The following is a 3261-nucleotide window of genomic DNA, read 5'->3' on the forward strand; positions in this document are numbered from 1 at the left end:
GACCAGAACGATCCCACGAAGAAAGGTATGGAAGACATGTCCGTCGCACGAACCGTACGTACCGCACGCACCGCGCTGCTCGCCGCCTTCGCCGCGCTCACCCTGCTGCTCACCGGGGCCGTCACCGCGGCACCGGCCACCGCCGCCACCACGGGGCTCGACGACACCTGGGCCTGCTCCGTCCCCTCCGGCTACGTCTACGAGGGGGTCGTCTTCAGCCGGACGTGTAGCGGCGGCGGCAGCTGGAACTCGCCGCAGTACCACCTGCGCACGCCCGTCGACGGCCTCACCGCCTGCTCGACCGCCCCGGGCTTCACCTACGACGCCGCCGGCTCGTCCACCACGTGCAGCCTGACCCAGGGCGTCCCGTCCACCACCTTCCACCTGCGCGTCCCGGTCAGCGGCATGTGGGCGTGCAGCGTCCCGAGCGGCTTCACCTACAGCGCCACCACGTCGAACCTGGACTGTGCCACCGTCCGAAACGTGCCGACCACCAAGTTCCTCCTGGCCCGCTGACCCCAGGCCCGCCAACCGGCTGACCCGCCGACCCGGACCGCTCGTGGGTGGCGGTCCGTGCCGCACGTGCAAGAGGTGATCCGGTCGGCGAGGACGTGCTCTCGCCGACCGGATCACCTCAGGGGGCCGTGCTCAGGGGGCCGTGCTCAGTGCGGGGGCGGTCAGAAGATGAGCTTCCAGCCGTCGAGGTGGCCGGAGTCGCCGCGGTACGTGTCCTGCATGCGGAGGCGCCAGGTGCCCTTGGCGGGCTGGGCGGAGGCGTCCACCGTGTAGGTCTCGATGACGTTCTCGCCCGAGTCGCTGAAGCTGCCCTTCTTCAGCGAGTACACCGTGCCGTCCGGGCCGACCAGGTCGATGACCAGGTCGCCGCGCCAGGTGTGCTTGATGTCCACGCTCACCTTGAGGTCGCTCGGCGCCTGGCCCTGGAGCCGGTCGACGACGATGTCGGAGAAGACCGCCGGGCCGCCGTCCGGGATCGGCAGGGAGGTGCTGTTCGTGAAGATGCCCGGGGAGACCCGCCAGGTGAACGTCGTCGACGTCCTGCCGCGGTGGGAGCTCTGGGCGGTCACGGTGACCGTGTAGGTGCCCGGGAGGGCCGGGACGCCGGTGACACGGCCGGTGACCGGGTGGAGCGTCAGGCCCAGGGGGAGGCCGGTCGCGTGGTAGGTGACGATGCCGGGGTTGAGGTTCGAGGCCTCGATCCCGAGGTCGGCGGAGGTGCCGATCGCGGTGATCTGGTTGGTGACGGGCTCCAGCAGGAGGCCGTCGACGACGCGCGGGCCGACGTTGATGGCCGCCCAGGCGTTGGCGGTGTTCTGGTACGTCGTGCTGTTCTTCCCGTACAGGTCGGCGGCGGCCTGGAGGGTGGCGGTGCGGGCGGCCGCGTAGTTGGTCGACGAGGTCATGTAGGTGGTGAGCGCCCGGTACCAGATCTTGGCCGCCGCGTCCCGGCCGATGCCGGTCACCGGCAGGCCGTCGGAGGTCGGGGAGTCGTAGGCCACGCCGTTGACGGTCTTGGCGCCGCTGCCCTCGGAGGCCAGATAGAACCAGTGGTTGGCCGGGCCGGAGGAGTAGTGGACGTCGACGGAGCCGACGTCGGCCGACCAGTAGTCCCTGGAGCGGCCATCCTTGGAGGGCTTGTCCATGTAGCGCAGCGGGCTGCCGTCGCCCCGGATGTCGATCTTCTCGCCGACCAGGTAGTCGCCCTTGTCCTCGGGGTTGTCGGCCCAGAACTCGATCGCGGCGGCCATGATGTCGGAGGTGGCCTCGTTGAGGCCGCCGGACTCGCCGCTGTAGACCAGCTTCGCGGTGGCGGAGGTGACGCCGTGGGTCATCTCGTGGGCGCCGACGTCGATCGAGGTCAGCGGCTTGACGTTGCCCGCGCCGTCGCCGTAGGTCATGCAGAAGCAGGCGTCGGACCAGAACGCGTTGACGTAGTTCTTGCCGTAGTGGACCCGGGTGTAGGCGCCTACGCCGTCGTCCTTGATGCCGTTGCGGCCGTGGACGTTCTTGTAGTAGTCCCAGGTGAGTTGGGCGCCGTAGGCGGCGTCGACGGCCGCGGTCTGCCGGTTGGCGACGGTGCCGTCGCCCCAGGTGTCGGTCGGGTTGGTGAACAGCGTCCTGGTGCCGCTGGTGCCGTTCAGGTCGTAGGTGCTGTGGCCGCCGCGGGTGTTGTCGGTCATCGCGAAGCCGCCGGCGACCGCCGAGGTGCCGATGGTGACCTGGCCCGAGTACTTGCTGGTGCCGACGCCGGTCTCGATGCCCTGGTACTCGAAGATCTTCTTGCCCGTGTCGGCGTCGGTGATGACGTGCAGTTCGGACGGCGTGCCGTCCTCCTGCGTGCCGGTGACCACTGTCTCCCAGGCGAGCCGCGGGGTGCCGGACGCGGCCCAGACCACCTTGCGGGCGTCGTCGGCCGCCGCCTCCGTGACCTTCGCGCTCCCGGCGCTGTCGAGCGCGAGGCCCTTCGCCGCGTCGGCGCTCTCCTTGGGAGTGGTGTCGACGGCGATGTCCGCCTCGGTGGCCTTGGTGACGCCCCTGGTGGAGCCGTCGGGGGCGGTGTGGACGACCAGGTCGCCGCCGAGCACCGGGAGTCCGTCGAAGGTCCGCTCGTAGCGGGTGTGCAGGCTGCCGTCCGCGTCCTTGGTGACGCCCTTGACGACCAGCGCCTCCTTCGCGTCCAGGTTCAGCGACCTCGCGGTCTTCGCCAGGGACGCGTCCGCGGAGGCCAGCAGCTCGCCGCGCTGCTCGGGCGACAGCTGCACCGGCATCGCGCCGGCGAAGGCCTGGACCCCGGCGGGGGCCTCGGCGGGAGTCCCGGCAGGAGTGTCGGCGGCGGCGACGCCGGGCGTCAGAGCGGCCACGACCATCGCGGCGCCGACTAGCAACGCGCCCGCGGCGGTGGACTTTCGGGGGGATCGAGTCACACGGAACTCCTTCTGCGACGGCCCGGGTTCGGGGGGCCGGAGTCAGCCGGGCGGCCTGGGGTGACGCCGCCCGGTAGAGCTGGTGGTTCGAATGAGATGGGAAGGAACAGTGTCATTTTTGGTCTGAACGCGTCACCCTTTGTGCAACAAGTTGGCCGAATACCTTCGCCAATGACGTAATGGGGAGGTAATTCTTCGCCAGAAGGTGAGCAATGCGGGGGGAAAACCGGTGCACCGCGCTGTCGTGGGTACCGGCACGACGCCGTGGCAGACTCGGCCCATGACGATCCATACCTTTCTTCGTGGGATCGTTCTGGTC

General features: G+C 69.9%; 3 protein-coding genes. 1 reads left to right on the forward strand and 2 read right to left on the reverse strand.

Annotation, left to right across the window (positions count from 1 at the left end):
• Window positions 1-36: 36 nt before the first annotated feature.
• Window positions 37-516, forward strand: coding sequence for a hypothetical protein (locus AE652_RS38225; RefSeq protein WP_049659966.1), 480 nt, complete (start codon window positions 37-39; stop codon window positions 514-516).
• 161 nt (window positions 517-677) lie between these two features.
• Here the strand turns inward: AE652_RS38225 and AE652_RS38230 are convergent, their stop codons facing one another.
• Both AE652_RS38230 and AE652_RS48760 read right to left on the reverse strand, forming a co-directional pair.
• Window positions 678-2885 (reverse strand): M4 family metallopeptidase, encoded by a 2208-nt coding sequence (locus AE652_RS38230; RefSeq protein ID WP_199823209.1) that lies wholly within the window; start codon window positions 2883-2885, stop codon window positions 678-680.
• A 169-nt stretch (window positions 2886-3054) separates the two neighbouring features.
• Window positions 3055-3261 (reverse strand): hypothetical protein (locus AE652_RS48760; RefSeq protein ID WP_234348687.1); only part of this gene is annotated, 207 nt, incomplete at its 5' end.

The organism is Kitasatospora sp. MY 5-36, from assembly GCF_001182915.1.
GTDB lineage: Bacteria > Actinomycetota > Actinomycetes > Streptomycetales > Streptomycetaceae > Kitasatospora.

Coding starts and splice junctions, on each gene's coding strand:
- AE652_RS38225 (WP_049659966.1), top strand. CDS start 37: ATGTCCGTCGCACGAACCGTACGTACCGCACGCACCGCGCTGCTCGCC.
- AE652_RS38230 (WP_199823209.1), bottom strand. CDS start 2,885: ATGGTCGTGGCCGCTCTGACGCCCGGCGTCGCCGCCGCCGACACTCCT.